The following is a 15,417-nucleotide window of genomic DNA, read 5'->3' as shown; positions in this document are numbered from 1 at the left end:
GCGTCAATATTTTCGGTCGCGGCTTCGGCAATTATGGTCGCGATATTCTGATGCGCGTCGATCTGGCATAGTTCTGTATCAGAAATTATGATATATAGCGTAAGATCGAGATAAATTTCCGATAAGCCGTATTTTTTATAAGATTTTGTTTTTGCACCACTTCTCCTACTGAAGGGCGTGCATCATCGCGATCTTCAGGCTGTTTTCCATCGAGGGAGCGTTGACGACCTTCCAAAAGTATATCAAGATCAAGGTATAAGAACGAGATATTTGATATATATGGGAGGAAGGCCGTGAAGGCGCATGTGACCGTCCATCGTGATTTCCGAATTGCCGACATTGACGATCGACTTTACAGCTCTTTTCTGGAGCATCTGGGCAGAGCGATCTATGGTGGCATCTACGAGCCTGGTCACCCGACTGCCGATGAGAATGGTTTTCGCAAGGATGTCATCGAGCTGGTCCGCGAGCTGAATTCGCCCTATTGCCGCTATCCCGGTGGCAATTTCGTTTCCGCCTATAACTGGGAAGACGGTGTCGGGCCACGATCCGAGCGCCCCGTGCGCCTTGATCTTGCCTGGCGAACCCGCGAGAGCAACCAGATCGGCGTCAACGAATTCGTCGATTGGTGCAAGAAGGCCAATACCAAGCCGATGCTCGCCGTCAACCTCGGCTCACGTGGTCTCGACGATGCTCGCAACTTTCTCGAATATTGCAATCATCCGGGCGGCACCTACTGGTCGGATCTGCGGCGCAAGCACGGCTGGTCCGATCCGCACGGCGTGAAGCTCTGGTGCCTCGGCAATGAAATGGATGGTCCCTGGCAGGTCGGTCATAAGTCCGCCTATGAATATGGCCGCCTGGCCGACGAGACCGCCAAGGCCATGCGCGGCTTCGACAAATCTCTGGAGCTGGTCGTCTGCGGCTCATCGAATTCCGACATGAAGACCTATCCCGATTGGGAAGCGCAGGTTCTGGAGCAGTGCTACGACAGCGCCGATCATATCTCGCTGCACATGTATTTCGCCAATCGCGAGAAGAATACGCTCAACTATCTGGCCAAGGCCGAAAAGCTCGACCGCTATATCGTCACCATCGGCGGCGTCATCGACTATATCAAGGCGAAGAAGCGGTCGAAGAAGACGATCGGCATTTCCTTCGATGAATGGAATGTCTGGTACCATTCCAACCAGCAGGACAAGGAGATCCTTGCCCGCGATGAATGGCCGGATGCGCCGCATCTGCTCGAGGACGTCTATAATTTCGAAGATGTGCTGCAGGTTGGCGGCATCCTCAATACGTTCATTCGCCGTTCCGACCGCGTGCGCATTGCCTGCATAGCCCAGCTCGTCAACGTCATCGCGCCAATCATGACGGAAGACGGCGGTCCGGCCTGGCGGCAGACCATTTATTACCCGCTCTATTTCGCCTCGAAATATGGCCGCGGTTATGCGCTGCGCCTCATCACCGATGGCCCGACCTATGACAGTGACGAGGCCGACGACGTGCCCTATCTCGACGTGTCGGCCGTCCACGACGAGCTGGGTAAAATGGTGACGCTATTCGCCGTCAACCGTCATCCCGACAGCGCTCTCGACCTCGACACCCGTCTCGAAGGCTTTGCCGGAGCCCGCGTTGTCGAACAGCATGAGATGGTTCACAGCGATCTGCGGGCGGTCAACACGGCGGCGCAGCCGAACGCCGTCGTCCCGACCAACAGCGGAGACGCTAAAATCGAGGATGGCCGGCTTCGTGCCACGTTGAAGCCTTTGTCCTACACGGTGATCCGGCTGGCCGTGTGACAGGCGGCAGCCGGGGGCCGATATGCCCCGGCAGAGAAATTGGTCGACAGGTCGCGAGGAGGCGGCTGACGACCCGTAGCAGGCCTGGTTGCCGCGCAGCTTGCGCGGCCCGCCGGGAAAAGGGGTGAACGTCGCGGTCCGTTTCCCGTCGTTTGGGTACGCCGCATAGTCGATAAAAATGGGAGGAGATCATGCAGCAGTGGAAGAAGCTTGCCTTCGGTGTCGCACTGGCCACGTTCGGCCTCGTCGCGGCAGCCAAGGCTCAGGACTATACCTCTTTGCCTCGCAAGGAGACCTTGATCGTCGAAAACCCTGAGGGAACGATCAAGAACCCTGGCTGGTTCAATATCTGGGTCAATGGCGGCGGCGGCGTTTCGACCGGCCTTCAGCAGCTGACCATGGATACGCTTTGGTACATTGATCCGGAAAAGGGCCTGGGCGGTTCGACCTGGGACAATTCCCTCGCCGCCGACAAGCCGCAATATAATGATGATTTCACCCAGATGACGGTGAAACTGCGCAAGGGCATCTATTGGAGCGACGACGTCGAGTTCACCGCTGACGACGTGGTCTATACCGTCAAGACGCAGATGGATCATCCGGGCATGAACTGGAGCGCGGCCTTTTCGGTCCAGGTGGCCAGCATCGAGGCGACGGACCCCTATACCGTCGTCTTCAAGCTGAAAAAGCCGAATTCGCGCTTCCATGCGATCTTTACCGTTCGTTGGAATGGCGCGTGGATCATGCCGAAGCATGTCTTCGAGAAGGTCGCCGATCCGGTTCGCTATGATAATGCCAATCCCGTCTCGCTCGGCGCCTACAAGCTGAAGGCCTACGATCCACAGGGCAAATGGTATACCTGGGAGAAGCGTGACGATTGGCAGCGCACCTCCCTGGCACGCTTTGGCGAGCCGGCTCCGAAATACGTCAGCTATGTCGATCCCGGCCCGCCGGATAAGCGCACCATCGCGCAGCTCGAGCACAATCTGGATATCATCCACGACAACACGCCGGAAGGCATGTTCACGCTGAAGGAAAAGTCGAAGACCGTCGACAGCTGGTTCCCCGGCTTCCCCTTCGCCCATCCGGATCCGACCCTACCTGCCGTGATCTTCAACAACCAGGACCCGCTGTTCCAGAATCCCGATGTACGGTGGGCCTTGGCATTGCTGATCGATATCAAGGCTGTCGATATGGCAAGCTACCGCGGCGCGGCGACGCTTTCCGCGCTCGGGGTTCCGCCGACGGCAATCGCCATGACGGATTATCAGGCGCCGATGCAGGATTGGCTGAAGAACTTCGAGATCGATACCGGCAAGCGCAAGATCAAGCCATATGATCCGACGGTCGGCCAGCAGATCGCCGATATCCTGCGCAAGCAGCCGAAATACAAGGATCAGATCCCGACGGATCCGGCCGCCATCAGCACGGCCTTCGGCTACGGCTGGTGGAAGCCCGATCCGCAGGCTGCGGCCGAGCTTTTGGAAAAGGCGGGCTTCAAGAAGGTCGGTGGCAAATGGATGACCCCCGACGGACAGCCCTTTAAGATCCGCCTGTCGGTCGAGGGTGATACCCGCTCGGTCTTCACCCGCGCCGGCACGCTGATTGCCCAGCAATGGGCGGCTTTCGGGATCGACTCCAAGGCGGCGCCCACGACAAGTCTCTGGCAAGTGGGACTGCAGCCCGGCAGCTATCAGGTTGCCATCGCCTGGAGCGTCGAGACATGGGGCGGCGATCCCGACCTGTCCTTCTTTCTCGATAGCTGGCATTCCGAGTTCGTCGCCAAGAAGGGTGAGAACCAGGCGCCGCGCAACTGGCAGCGCTGGTCCAATCCCGAACTCGACAAGATCATCGAGAACATCCGCGGCATCAGCGCCGATGATCCTAAGGGTATCGAGCTCGGCAAGGACTATCTGAAGCTGGTCACCCGTGAAATGCCGACCATCCCGCTGATGTCGTATAACGTCTTCACGTCGATGGATACGACCTACTGGAAGGGTTACCCGACGATAGCAGATCCCTACACCGACCCCGTTCCCAATTGGGCGAACTCGCGGTTGATGATGGTGAAGCTCAAGCCGGCGCAGCCTTAATTCTCCCAACCCTGACGCGGCAGATGCGCCGCGTCAGGCACCTGTCGCCGGGCGCGAAACGGGTCCGGCGATCTTTTCGATAAGAGATGAAATGCGAGCAGTAAGGAAAACGACGGAATGACGTCCTATCCAGTTTTCGTATTGAAACGATTTGGCCAGTTTCTGCTCGTCGTCTTCCTCGGCATATCAGCGACTTTCTTCATCACGCATCTGACACCGATCGATCCGGTCGAGGAAAGCATCGGTGCCATTCAGCAGATGGGGCAATCGGATCCCCGCGCCGTCGAACTGATGCGCGAGTCCCTGCGGGAACTCTACGGTGTCGGAGGCTCGATCTGGCAGCAATATCTGCATTTCTGGGGACGCCTTGCGACAGGCGATCTCGGGCCGTCGCTCTCGGCATTTCCGACGCCGGTTTCCGCCATCATCGCAAGGGCGCTGCCCTGGACCATCGGCTTGATGACGGTTTCCACAATCATCACGTTCCTGATCGGCAACATGATCGGCGCGCTGGCGGGCTATTATCGCAAGAATATGGTGCTGAAGGCGGTCAGTCTCGTTTTCATCGCCATGCAGCCGATACCCTATTATATCCTGGCCTTCGTGCTGATCATCCTCTTCGGCTATATCTGGCCGATCCTGCCGATCAATGGCGGCTATGAGATGAACACCAATCTGCAGCTCTCCTTTGCTTTGGTGCTCGATATCCTGCGCCACTCCCTCCTGCCGGCGCTATCCCTGATCCTTGTCGGGACAGGCAGCTGGCTCATCGGCATGCGGGCGCTGGTCTCCAATATCATCACCGAGGATTACGTCGTCTTCGCCGAGCTCGGCGGTGTGCCGAAGCGCAGGATTTTGCGCTCCTACATCGCCCGCAACGCCATGGTGCCGCAGTTTACCGGCCTTGCCATGTCGCTCGGCGCCGTCTTCAACGGCACCGTCATCACCGAGATCGTCTTCGGCTATCCTGGTATCGGCAATCTTCTGATTTCGGCCGTCCATGCCGGCGATTACAGCCTTGTTCTGGGGCTGAGCGCTTTGTCGATTGTCGGCGTCGCCGCAGCCGTGTTCATCATCGACATATTGGGTCCGCTGATCGACCCGCGCATCAAGGTGGAATAGGCCATGCTGACGATCGTTCGCGACCTTGCTCGCCAGAATGCCGAATTCCTCTGCGGTCTGCTGCTGTTTGCCGTGATCGTCGGAATGGTGATCCTGTCCTATTTCTCGCCCTACGGCCCTTCCGACCTCTATCTGCTGCCACCCGACATGCCGCCGGATGGGCAATACTGGCTGGGCACCACATCGCGCGGCCAGGATGTCTTCTGGCAGCTCGCCGTCGCGCTTCGCAACACGCTCTATTTCGGCATCGGCGTTGCCTTCCTGTCCCGTATCATCTCGCTGGTCGTGGGGCTGGTGGCCGGCTATGCCGGCGGCACCGTCGATCGCGTGCTGATGGCGATCAATGACAGCATCATGGTCGTTCCGCAGTTTCCGCTGCTGATTCTGTTCTATTTCGTGCTCAAGGACGAGATGACATGGACGGTGCTGATCGTGGTCATGGCCTCGCTTGGCTGGTCCTATGACGCACGTCTCATCCGTTCGGTGGCGATCAGCCTGAAAACGCGGCCCTTCACGACACAGAGCATCTATTCCGGCATGAGCATGCGCAAGATCCTCGTCCAGGAGCATCTGCCCTATGTGCTGCCGATCGTTTTCGCCACGACGATGAACAATATGATCTGGTCGATCGGCATGGAGATCACGCTTTCGGTGTTGGGCTTCACCGACATCGAAACGCCGACCATGGGCATGATGATCTATTGGGCCAATGCGCATTCGGCGCTCATCGCCGGCATGTGGTGGTGGGTCGCCGCACCCGTCGCCGCCATCGTGGTGCTGTTCATGGCGCTCTTCCTGCTGTCGATGTCGATGAATGAATACAACGACCCGCGCAGTCGTTTGAACCGGATGGGAGGCTAGGTATGGACGCTGTCGTCGAGGTCAACAACCTCAAGGCATATTACCGGGCCTTCCTTTTTGGCGTTGATCGCGAAGTGCGCGCGGTGGATGATGTCAGCCTGTCGATCGGCCGCGGCGAGATCTATGGGGTTGCCGGTGAATCGAGCAGCGGCAAGACGACGCTGATCAAGACGATTGCGGGCGCGATCCGGCCGCCGCTTCGCGTCGTCTCCGGTGCTGTCAAATTTCACTTCAATGGCGGAACGCAGGATATCTATGCGATGACGCCGGAGCAGCGGGCGTCGCTTCGCTGGCGGTATCTGTCCTATATCATGCAAGGATCGATGAACGTGCTCAATCCGGTGCGGCGCATCCGTTACTCGTTCACGGATTTTGCCTTCCGCCACATGAAAGTCGATCGCGCCACCTTTTTTGACCGGGTGAGCGCCCATCTCCAGCGGCTGAAGCTCGACGCCCATCTCCTCGATGCCTATCCGCATGAGTTGTCCGGGGGCATGCGCCAGCGCATGACGATCGCGCTTGCGACCATCCTGACGCCGGAATTCATCATCGCCGACGAGCCGACGACGGCGCTTGACGTCATCGTCCAGCGCGATGTCCTGCAGATGATCCGCGAGATACAGCGCGAGATGGGTTCGTCCTTCCTGTTCGTCACCCATGATATGGGCGTTCACGCCGCCGTCTCCGATCGCATCGGCATCGTCTATGCCGGTCGGCTGGTCGAGGAGGCGCCGACGCGCAAGCTTTTCCAGCTGCCCTTGCATCCCTATACGCAGCATCTGGTCGCAAGCCTGCCGCGGATCGGCGATGCCTCGACGCGCCCCTCGCTTGAAGGGCGGCCGCCCAATCTCGCCATGCCGCCGGAAGGATGCCGTTTTCATCCACGCTGTCCGAAGCGTATGGATATTTGCAGCCGCGAAGTGCCGCCCATGGTGACGGTCGAACCGGATCGGCGCGTTGCCTGCTTCGCGGTGACGGGAGGAGGGCGATGAGCGATCTTCTTTCACTCTCGCATGTCAGCAAGGTCTATCGTCAGGGCGGTATGCTCAGCCGACGGCAGATAGTGGCGGTGCGCGATGTCAGCCTGAGCTTGGGAGAGGCGCCGGAGATCCTGTCGATCGTCGGCGAGTCGGGCTCGGGCAAATCCACCATCGCATCGATGATCCTCGGCCAGACGGCACCGACATCGGGTAACTTGAATTTTCGTGGCAAACCCGTTGCCATTCATGGCAGATCCGAGCGCCGCGCCTTTATGCGCGAAGTTCAACCGATCCTTCAGAACCCGTTCGAGGCATTCAATCCGCTGAAGAGGGTCGACCGATATCTTTTTGAGACGGCAAGAAATTTTGCGCCGACCGGAGTGCGGCCAAGTCGGGCGGATGTCGAGCGGATGGCCGATGAAGCGCTTGCCCATATCGGCTTGACGCTTGCCGAGGTGAAAGGGCGATTTCCGCATGAGCTGTCGGGCGGCCAGTTGCAGCGAACGGCCATCGCCCGGGCGCTCATTCCACAGCCACGCTTGCTGGTGGCCGACGAGCCCGTGTCGATGGTTGACGCTTCCCTTAGAATGGCGATCGTCAACCTGTTCAGCCAGTTGAAGAAGGAGCTCGGGCTCTCCATCATCTACATCACCCATGATCTGGCGACCGCCTACTACATCAGCGATCGCATCATCATCATGAAGAAGGGCGAGATCGTCGAGCAGGGCGGTGCACGCGCCGTCCTCGACAATCCGCAGCATCCCTATTCGCGGGCTTTGAAGGAAGCAGTCCTTTCCACCACGCCCGAGCTGGAGCCGGCAGCGCTCGGCTGATCCTCGTTTTCAACGCGAGATTCGCGTCGAAAGGATGATGGACGACAAGGTGCGCTCGACGCCGTCGATCGTGCCGATCTCGTCGATCAGCTGATCCAGCTCAGAGATCGATGGCGCCGCGACGATGGCGATCAGATCGAAGGTGCCGCTGACCGAATGAAGTGTCGTTACCTCCGGGATCGCACCCAGTGACGCCGTCACCGCCGACAGTGCCTTTGGCGCGATCGTAATCAGTACATGCGCCCGGATAAGGCCGGAAAGATAGGCCTCCGACAGCCGCACGCCATAGCCTGAAATCACGCCCTCCCGCTCCAGCCGTTCGAGCCTCGCCTGAACGGTGGTGCGCGACAGCGAGAGTTTTTTGGCGAGCGTCGCCACCGGCATGCGGGCATTCTGGCCGAGCAAGGCGATCAATTCGCGGTCCTTATCGGTAACCTGCATGGCGGTTCCTGCACTTTGTAAAATCGCTTCGTCGTTTTGTATGAATTCATACAACGAAATGCATTTTTCGTCGCTATGAATCGTTCAGCTCCTGCCTACACTTATAAAAATCTTATCAATGAAATGCAGGGGAGTCATATGAAAGACATAGTGGTCATCGGCGCGGGCAAGATCGGTGGGGCGATCGCTCTGATGCTGGCTGAAACGGGCGATTACGGGGTCGTTGTCGCCGACCGCAGCCAGGAACAGCTCGATAAAGTCGACCGTCACCCTGCGATTTCCACCGCCGCTGTCGACATTGCCGATCGCGCCGGGCTCGTCGGCGTTCTGAAGGGCAAGTTTGCAGTCTTGTCGGCTGCACCATTCCATCTCACAGGCTTCGTCGCGGAAGCGGCACTCGAGGCCGGCGTGCATTATCTCGATCTCACTGAAGACGTTGCCACCACGAAAAAGGTCGAAGAGCTGGCCCAGGGCGCGAACACTGCGTTCATCCCGCAATGTGGGCTGGCCCCGGGCTTCATCTCCATCGTTGCCAATGATCTTACCAAGCATTTCGACAGCCTCGACAGCGTGCGCATGCGCGTCGGCGCTCTGCCGCAATATCCGTCCAACGCCCTGAACTACAATCTGACCTGGAGCACTGACGGCCTCATCAACGAATATATCGAACCCTGCGAGGCGATCGTCGAAGGCAAGCTCGTCACCGTACCGGCCATGGAAGAGCGTGAAGAATTCTCGCTCGACGGCGTCACCTATGAAGCCTTCAACACCTCCGGCGGCCTCGGCACGCTCGCCAAGACACTGGCCGGCCGTGTGCGCACGATGAACTACCGCACCATCCGCTATCCCGGCCACCAGGCGATCATCAAGGCGCTGCTCAACGACCTGAACCTCAGGAATCGCCGCGACGTGCTGAAGGATCTCTTCGAAAACGCGCTGCCGGCAACCATGCAGGATGTGGTCGTCGTCTTCGTCACCGTCTGCGGCTGGCGTGAGGGCCGTTATATGCAGGAGACCTATGCCAACAAGGTCTATGCGGGCATCGTCGCCGGCAAGAAGATGAGCGCCATCCAGATCACCACCGCCGCTGGCATCACCACCGTGCTCGATCTGCTGGCGCAGGGCAAGCTACCCGCCAAAGGCTTCGTCTGCCAGGAAGAAATCGATTTCGGCGATTTCCTCGCCAATCGCTTCGGACAGGTTTATAGCGTTGAAAAGATCAGGATGAGAGAAGCCGTCTAAGCGGCTATTCCTCTTGTTGTTTTTCAGATGTGGCGCCTTCGGGCGCCACATGTGTTTTAGCCGTTGGAAATTGCCTTATGGAGGCTAACCAATCAACCGATCAAGGATCTCGACGGGGTGCGGTATGGTTTGGCGATCGATCTTGGCGGCCTGCGAACGACAGGAGAAGCCTGTCGCCATGACGATGGTTTGATTACCGTTCTCGGCGATCCTGTCCTGCCAGCTCATCGCATAGAGCTTTTCCGAGATGGCGCGGTTGCGCACTTCGTGGCCGAAGGTGCCGGCCATGCCGCAGCAGCCGACATCGGCCATATCGAGCTTGACCCCTAATTTGTCGAAAAGCATGGGCCATTGCTTGAGGGCAGCCGGAGCGTTCGTTCTTTCAGTGCAATGGGCAAGCAGCGTGAAGCGCTCCCTAGGCGAGGTTTGCGGCAGCGGCAATCGGTCGAGATTGGCCGCGAGCCATTCCTGAAGCAGCAGTACCGGCGCTTTCAGCCGAGCGGGGGGCAGGGCCGCATATTCGCTGCGATAGGTCAGCGTCATCGAGGGATCTATGCCGACAAGCGGGATGCCCATTTGCGCGATGCGATCGAGATAATCACGGGATTTCGTTGCCGCCTTCTCGAAGCGACCGAGATAGCCATGCACATGCAGGGCCTTGCCGTTCTGCTGCGAGGCAGCGAGCCATGGCTTGATGCCCATTTTCACGGCGAGCTTGAGCGTGGCGATGACAACAGCCGGATCGAAATGGGTGGAGAAGACATCGGCAATGATGACGACCGCTTGGGCGCGCTCCTCCATAGAGAGCTTCGCCAAACGTTCCGACGTGGCGATCCGCACGCCGAGACGAGCGGCTTCCCGGTTGAGCGAAATTGCAGGCATGGTCGGAAGCGCGGTAAGGCCGGCAAGCCGCATCAATGCCTGGCCGGCGCGGGACCCGGTCAGTAGATTGTAACCGGGCTTGAAGCGCGCCATTACTGGCAGGGTCGTCTCGATGGCAGCGACGATCGGGTCCTTCAACGGCCTGACATAGCGGCCGTAATAGAGCTCGAGGAATTTCGATCGGAAAGCCGGGACGCTGACCTTGACGGGACATTGACCGGCGCAGGCCTTGCAGGCGAGACAGGTGTCCATCGCCGCCCGCACCTCATGGGAAAAGTCGTCTCGATTGGCCGGATTGAGCGAGTTGACCGTCCGCCGCAAGAGATTGCCGAAAGGGTTGGCGCGGCGTAGCACCTCCGCCTCGCGCCGTGGATCGATCTGCCGCTCGGCAAGCAGACGCAGCCATTCACGCATCAGCGCCGCGCGGCCCTTCGGTGAATAGCGCCGATCGCCCGTCGCCTTGAAGGACGGGCACATCGGGCTTGTGGCGTCGAAATCGAAACAGGCGCCGTTGCCGTTGCAATAAGCGGTGTTATCGAAGGCGGCGCGGATATCGTTGCCGATGACGCGATCGAAGTCACCGCGCAGTGATACTTCATCGATCTTCAGCAGCGGGCGGGACGAGGCCGAGGCGATCTTGCCGGGATTGAGGCGATCGTCCGGATCGAAGGCGCGCTTGATGTCTTGCAGGCTGGGATAGAGGTCACCGAAGTAGGCTGGCACATATTCCGAGCGCACGCCCTTGCCATGTTCACCCCAGAGCACGCCGCCGTATTTGCGGGTGAGGGCAACGACGCCGTCGCTGATCTTGCGGATGAGCGGCTGATGGTCGGTGCGAGTAAGATCAAGCGCAGGGCGGACATGCAGCACGCCGGCATCGACATGGCCGAACATGCCGTAATCCAGCCCTTCGGCATCGAGAAGCGCTCGGAATTCCCTTATATAGGCAGCCAGATGCTCGGGCGGAACGGCGGTATCCTCGACGAAGGGCACTGGCCGCACCGGCCCTTCGACATTGCCGAGCAGGCCGACAGCGCGTTTGCGCATTGACCAGATTGCTTCGATCTCGGCCTTTTCGCGTGCGATTGTATAACCCTTGTGGCGTGCTGAAGAGCGGTCATCAAGCGCGGCGATGACATCTGCGAGCTTGGGCTCTAGCTCATCGCGATCGTCGGCCAGCACCTCGACGATATTGATGCCGTTGGCCGAGCCGGAGGCGTCCTCCGGAAAGAAGTGGGCGATGCCGCTCCAGACGATGTCGCCCTTTGCCAGGCTCAGCACTTTCTCGTCGACCGTCTCGACAGAGGCGACCTTCAGCGCCACCAGTCGCCGGGCATCCTCGAGCGCCGTGTTAAAATTGTCATAGCGGATGTTGATCAGGGCCGCTTGCGCCGGGATCGGCAGCACATTGAGTTCGGCCTCGGCGATCAAAGCAAGAGTGCCTTCCGATCCGCACAGTACGGCGTTGAGATCGAAACGGCCGTCCTCGCGCCTGATATGGGCGAGATCGTAGCCGGTCATGTAGCGATTGAGCTTCGGAAAGGTCGCCGCGATCAGTTCGCTTTTGTCCCTGGCGATCGCATCGACCACTCGGTGAATTTCGCCGATCCGGTCGTCGCGTGCTTTGATCTCCTCCAACTCGGCCTCGGCGAGCGGGCGCGACCACCAATCGCTGCCATCTGAGAGCACCACGCGAAGGCCGAGAACATGGTTGCTGGTCTTGCCGTAGAGGCATGAGCCCTGGCCGCAGGCATCGGTGGAGATCATGCCGCCGATCGTGGCGCGGTTGGAGGTGGAAAGTTCGGGTGCGAAGAACAGCCCGTATGGTTTGAGCGCCTTGTTCAGCTGGTCCTTGACGACGCCAGCCTCGACGCGGGCGATCTTTCGAACAGGATCGATCTCCAGAATGCGGTTCATATGCCTGGAGCAGTCGACGACGATACCTGATGTCAGGGATTGACCGTTGGTCCCGGTCCCGCCGCCGCGCGGTGCGATGGCAAGGTCGGAAAAGGCAGGCTCCGATATGGCTGCGGCGATGATTTTCAGGTCGCCGGCGCCGCGTGGATAGAGAAGTGCCGCTGGCTTGACCTGGTAGATGGAGTTGTCGGTCGAAGCGACGGTGCGCGCGCCTTCATCCGTTTCCACGTCGCCTTGAAAGCCAAGCGCAGCGAGCCGGCGCCGGAGCGCGCCGATCTGGTGTCGCAAGTTATCTTTCGCCGAAACGAGGCGTGGTATCATGATATGAAGGCTTTCGGCGTTTTATCCGATCATTAGAGCATTTCCGCCTTCTAAACAGAATTATGGAAATGCTCTATCTTTTTGTTTTCACGCAATTCCGGGCGCAAGTTCGCTTTGCGATTCTGCTGGAATTGCTCTAGCGCCGAAGAGCCGCACAGGCCTTTTCGATGCGATCAAGGGCTTCGACGAGATCGGCTTCCGACGTCGCATAGGAAATGCGGAAATAGGGCGACAATCCGAAGGCCGAGCCGGGCACGACCGCGACATAGGCTTCATCGAGCAGATAGGCGCAGAAATCCGCATCCGTTTCGATAGACTTTCCGGATGGCGTTTTCGTTCCGAGTATGCCGGCACAGCCCGAGAATGTGTAGAAGGCGCCTTCCGGCACCAGGCAATCCAGGCCTTCAATGGCGTTAAGCCTGTTGACGATGAGATCGCGCCGGTGCTGGAAGCTTGCCTTGCGACCTTCAAGAAAGTCCTGAGGGCCATTCAATGCGGCAACGGCTGCTGCCTGGCTGACGGAGGAAGGGCAGGATGTCGCCTGGCTCTGGATAACGGCCATGGCCTTGATGAGAGCCTTGGGGCCGCCGGCGTAGCCGATGCGCCAGCCCGTCATGGCATAGGCCTTGGAAACGCCGTTGACTGTCAGCGCTCGGCTCTTGAGGCTCGGCTCGATGGCGACAGGCGTCGTGAACTGAAAACCGTCATAGACGATGTGCTCATACATGTCGTCGACCATCAGCCAGACATGCGGGTAACGCAGCAAGACTTCGATCAGCGGCCGATAATCGGCCTCGGAATAGGCAGCACCCGATGGGTTGGACGGCGAGTTGAGGAGCAGCCAACGCGTTTTCGGCGTGATCGCCTTTTCGAGCTGATCCGCCTTGAGGCGAAAGCCGGCCTCGGCGTCGCAGGGGATCAGAACGGGCACGCCGCCGCAGACCTCGACGATATCGGAATAGGAGGTCCAGTAAGGCGTCGGGATGATGACCTCGTCGCCCGGATTGATCGACGCCATGAAGGCGTTGAACAGGATCTGCTTGGCACCGGTCGCCACGGTGATTTCGTCGAGCGCATAGTCGATGCCGTTCTCGCGCTTAAATTTTCCGGCGATCGCCTTCTTCAGTTCCGGCGTGCCGTCGAGCGCGGTATATTTCGTTTCGCCGCGGTCGATGGCGGCCTTCGCGGCTTCCTTGACATTGTCAGGCGTATCGAAATCCGGTTCGCCGGCGCCGAGAATGATGACGGGCAGGCCTTCCCGCTTCATCGCATTGGCGCGGGCGCCGATCTGAAGAATAGTGGAAACGCCGATGGAGGCGATGCGCGAAGCGGGCTTGAAGCCCGCCTCCTCGATTTTGGTGGCGACCGTCATGGAGCTTACTCGATGTCGAAGGAGACACCCTGCGCGAGCGGCAGGGCCTTGGAGTAGTTCACGGTGTTGGTCGCCCGGCGCATATAGGCCTTCCAGGCATCCGAGCCGGATTCGCGGCCGCCGCCCGTTTCCTTCTCGCCGCCGAATGCGCCGCCGATTTCAGCGCCCGAGGTGCCAATATTGACGTTGGCAATGCCGCAATCCGATCCGTCGGCTGCAAGGAAGCGTTCGGATTCCTGCATGTCGCGCGTAAAGATCGAGGACGAGAGGCCGGCGGTAACGGCATTGTGCTCGTCGATGACGGTGTCGAAATCGTCATAGGGCATGACATAGAGGATGGGCGCGAAGGTCTCTTCCATGACCGGGCCTGCCTGCTTCGGCATTTCCACCAGCGCCGGCTTTGCGTAATAGCCATCGGCATGGCCGACTTCGATGCGCTCGCCACCGGTGACGGAGCCGCCATGAGCCTTTGCCTCGGCAATGGCCTTCTGCATGCCATCGAACGCGGCCTTATCGATCAGCGGGCCGACGAGCGCGGAGGAGTGCAGGGGATCGCCGACCGACACGCTCTGATAGGCTTTCTTCAGCCGCGGCACGAGCTGGTCGTAGACGCTTTTGTGAACGAAGAGGCGGCGCAGCGTCGTGCAGCGCTGGCCGGCCGTGCCCATGGCGCCGAAGGCGATGGCGCGCAATGCCATGTCGAGATCGGCCGACGGGCAGACGATGCCGGCATTGTTGCCGCCGAGTTCGAGAATGGCGCGGGCAAAGCGCTTGGCAAGCCGCGGCCCGACTTCACGGCCCATGCGGGTCGAGCCGGTTGCGGAGACGAGCGGCACCTTCGGATGGTCGACCAGGATTTCGCCGATAGCGCGATCGCCGATCAGTACTTGCGAAAGACCTTCCGGCGCATCGCCGAAGCGGGCAAGCGCACGATCAAGGATGGCCTGCGAGGCAAGAGCGGTCAGGGGCGTCTTTTCCGACGGCTTCCAGACGACGGCGTCGCCGCAGATCAGCGCCAGTGCCGCGTTCCACGACCAGACCGCGACCGGGAAATTGAAGGCGGAGATGATGCCGGCGACGCCGAGCGGATGCCAGGTTTCCATCATGCGATGGCCCGGGCGCTCGGTCGCGATCGTCAGGCCGTAGAGCTGACGGGAAAGACCGACCGCGAAATCGCAGATGTCGATCATTTCCTGGACTTCGCCGAGACCTTCGGAGCGGATCTTGCCGGCTTCGATTGAAACCAGACGGCCGAGATCGTCCTTGGCGGCGCGCAGCTCTTCGCCGAGCAGGCGCACCAGTTCACCGCGCTTCGGCGCCGGCACCAAGCGCCAGGCGCGGAACGCGGCATGGGCCTTTTCGATCTTGCTTGCTGCTTCTTCGGCAGAAACGGTCCTGAGGCTGCCGATTTTCTCGCCGGTAACCGGGGAGTAGGAGGGCATGTCACCCTCAGTATAGAGCGCCTTGGCGACGCCGAGCTTTTCGAGAATGGCGGCAGCTTCGGCTGCAACAGAAGGGGTCTTGGCTGCAATGTTCATCTGATGAAACTCC

11 protein-coding genes are annotated in these 15,417 nt (G+C 59.7%); 7 read left to right on the top strand and 4 right to left on the bottom strand.

Translation table 11 applies throughout. The features are described 5' to 3' along the window. The first annotated feature begins 293 nt into the window (after window positions 1-293). The 6 genes from arfA (at window position 294) to ACPYOP_RS24035 (ending at window position 7,691) form a co-directional block, all read left to right on the top strand. Window positions 294-1,802 carry an arabinosylfuranosidase ArfA gene (gene arfA / locus ACPYOP_RS24060; RefSeq protein WP_481412792.1) on the top strand — a complete coding sequence of 503 codons (1,509 nt, stop codon included), beginning with the start codon at window positions 294-296 and terminating at the stop codon, window positions 1,800-1,802. Between the two features lie 191 nt (window positions 1,803-1,993). Then, entirely contained in the window at window positions 1,994-3,895 is a 1,902-nt protein-coding gene (locus ACPYOP_RS24055; protein ID WP_481412791.1) for an ABC transporter substrate-binding protein, read from the top strand. Window positions 3,896-4,012: 117 nt separating this feature from the next. Further along, window positions 4,013-5,017: an ABC transporter permease gene (locus ACPYOP_RS24050; protein WP_481412790.1), complete on the top strand. Its 1,005-nt coding sequence runs from the start codon at window positions 4,013-4,015 to the stop codon at window positions 5,015-5,017. Between the two features lie 3 nt (window positions 5,018-5,020). Continuing rightward, a complete protein-coding gene (locus ACPYOP_RS24045) occupies window positions 5,021-5,878 on the top strand; it encodes an ABC transporter permease (RefSeq protein WP_481412789.1) in 858 nt (285 codons plus the stop codon). Window positions 5,879-5,880: 2 nt separating this feature from the next. After that, window positions 5,881-6,870 (top strand): ABC transporter ATP-binding protein, encoded by a 990-nt coding sequence (locus tag ACPYOP_RS24040; RefSeq protein WP_481412788.1) that lies wholly within the window; start codon window positions 5,881-5,883, stop codon window positions 6,868-6,870. Beyond that, on the top strand, window positions 6,867-7,691 hold the full coding sequence (locus tag ACPYOP_RS24035) for an ABC transporter ATP-binding protein (RefSeq protein ID WP_481412787.1): 825 nt from the start codon (window positions 6,867-6,869) through the stop codon (window positions 7,689-7,691). The genes ACPYOP_RS24040 and ACPYOP_RS24035 overlap by 4 nt, the downstream gene beginning before the upstream one ends. 9 nt (window positions 7,692-7,700) lie before the next feature. Here the strand turns inward: ACPYOP_RS24035 and ACPYOP_RS24030 are convergent, their stop codons facing one another. Continuing rightward, on the bottom strand, window positions 7,701-8,132 hold the full coding sequence (locus ACPYOP_RS24030; RefSeq protein WP_481412786.1) for an Lrp/AsnC family transcriptional regulator: 432 nt from the start codon (window positions 8,130-8,132) through the stop codon (window positions 7,701-7,703). A gap of 138 nt (window positions 8,133-8,270) precedes the next feature. Between ACPYOP_RS24030 and ACPYOP_RS24025 the strand changes: the two genes are divergently transcribed. After that, the gene (locus ACPYOP_RS24025; protein WP_481412785.1) at window positions 8,271-9,374 is read left to right on the top strand and encodes a saccharopine dehydrogenase family protein; all 1,104 of its coding nucleotides are present in this window, start codon (window positions 8,271-8,273) and stop codon (window positions 9,372-9,374) included. An 84-nt stretch (window positions 9,375-9,458) separates the two neighbouring features. Here ACPYOP_RS24025 and ydiJ read toward each other — a convergent pair whose 3' ends face one another. The 3 genes from ydiJ to amaB all read right to left on the bottom strand — a co-directional run bounded on the left by ydiJ (window position 9,459) and on the right by amaB (window position 15,404). After that, the gene (gene ydiJ / locus ACPYOP_RS24020; protein WP_481412784.1) at window positions 9,459-12,494 is read right to left on the bottom strand and encodes a D-2-hydroxyglutarate dehydrogenase YdiJ; all 3,036 of its coding nucleotides are present in this window, start codon (window positions 12,492-12,494) and stop codon (window positions 9,459-9,461) included. 136 nt (window positions 12,495-12,630) lie between these two features. Further along, window positions 12,631-13,866 (bottom strand): pyridoxal phosphate-dependent aminotransferase, encoded by a 1,236-nt coding sequence (locus ACPYOP_RS24015; protein ID WP_481412783.1) that lies wholly within the window; start codon window positions 13,864-13,866, stop codon window positions 12,631-12,633. A gap of 5 nt (window positions 13,867-13,871) precedes the next feature. Next, window positions 13,872-15,404 carry an L-piperidine-6-carboxylate dehydrogenase gene (gene amaB, locus ACPYOP_RS24010; RefSeq protein ID WP_481412782.1) on the bottom strand — a complete coding sequence of 511 codons (1,533 nt, stop codon included), beginning with the start codon at window positions 15,402-15,404 and terminating at the stop codon, window positions 13,872-13,874. Between the last annotated feature and the right edge of the window lie 13 nt (window positions 15,405-15,417).

It is taken from the genome of Rhizobium sp. KNZ2-6A (genome assembly GCF_056755475.1).
The sequence above is the reverse complement of the archived record's forward strand: the minus strand, read 5'-3'. Positions and strand labels throughout refer to the sequence as shown.

Coding starts and splice junctions, on each gene's coding strand:
- ACPYOP_RS24055 (WP_481412791.1), top strand. CDS start 1,994: ATGCAGCAGTGGAAGAAGCTTGCCTTCGGTGTCGCACTGGCCACGTTC.
- ACPYOP_RS24050 (WP_481412790.1), top strand. CDS start 4,013: ATGACGTCCTATCCAGTTTTCGTATTGAAACGATTTGGCCAGTTTCTG.
- ACPYOP_RS24045 (WP_481412789.1), top strand. CDS start 5,021: ATGCTGACGATCGTTCGCGACCTTGCTCGCCAGAATGCCGAATTCCTC.
- ACPYOP_RS24040 (WP_481412788.1), top strand. CDS start 5,881: ATGGACGCTGTCGTCGAGGTCAACAACCTCAAGGCATATTACCGGGCC.
- ACPYOP_RS24035 (WP_481412787.1), top strand. CDS start 6,867: ATGAGCGATCTTCTTTCACTCTCGCATGTCAGCAAGGTCTATCGTCAG.
- ACPYOP_RS24030 (WP_481412786.1), bottom strand. CDS start 8,132: ATGCAGGTTACCGATAAGGACCGCGAATTGATCGCCTTGCTCGGCCAG.
- ACPYOP_RS24025 (WP_481412785.1), top strand. CDS start 8,271: ATGAAAGACATAGTGGTCATCGGCGCGGGCAAGATCGGTGGGGCGATC.
- ydiJ (WP_481412784.1), bottom strand. CDS start 12,494: ATGATACCACGCCTCGTTTCGGCGAAAGATAACTTGCGACACCAGATC.
- ACPYOP_RS24015 (WP_481412783.1), bottom strand. CDS start 13,866: ATGACGGTCGCCACCAAAATCGAGGAGGCGGGCTTCAAGCCCGCTTCG.
- amaB (WP_481412782.1), bottom strand. CDS start 15,404: ATGAACATTGCAGCCAAGACCCCTTCTGTTGCAGCCGAAGCTGCCGCC.